This is a genomic window from Arthrobacter sp. GMC3 (genome assembly GCF_002929305.1).
Classification (GTDB): domain Bacteria; phylum Actinomycetota; class Actinomycetes; order Actinomycetales; family Micrococcaceae; genus Specibacter.
On record NZ_PJIO01000124.1, the window covers coordinates 1 to 577 of the forward strand.

A 577-nucleotide genomic window follows, 5' to 3' on the forward strand; every position below is an offset into this window, starting at 1 on the left:
GAAGACCAACGAAGTGCTCTACTCCAGCAATCCAGACATGGTGGTGCCGATCGCCTCGGTGACCAAACTGATGACCGCCATGGTCGTGCTGGACGCCAAGCTGCCGCTGGATCAGGCGCTGCCGGTGACCATCCGCGATGCCAGGGAGATGCAGGGCGTGTTCTCCCGCGTGCGCATCGGCAGCGAAATCAGCCGCCGCGAGATGCTGCTGCTGACCCTGATGTCTTCCGAGAACCGCGCCGCCGCCAGTCTTGCCCACCACTATCCGGGTGGCTACTCGGCCTTCATCCAGGCGATGAACGCCAAGGCGCGGGCGCTGGGCATGACCCGCACGCACTACGTCGAGCCCACCGGGCTATCCGAACGCAACGTCTCCAGTGCCAATGACCTGGTCAAGCTGATCCGCGCCAGCCGCCAGTACGCGCTGATCCAGCAGTTCAGCACCACTGACGAGAAGACTGTGGCCTTTCGCAAGCCCAACTACACCCTCGGCTTTCGCAACACCAATGCCCTGGTGCGCAAGAACAACTGGGACATTCAGCTGAGCAAGACCGGCTTCACCAACGCTGCCGGCCAT

General features: G+C 62.9%; 1 protein-coding gene. It reads left to right on the plus strand.

What is annotated here, in order from left to right; translation table 11 throughout:
• Positions 1-577 (plus strand): D-alanyl-D-alanine endopeptidase (gene pbpG, locus CXQ94_RS23945; RefSeq protein ID WP_104092591.1); only part of this gene is annotated, 577 nt, incomplete at both ends.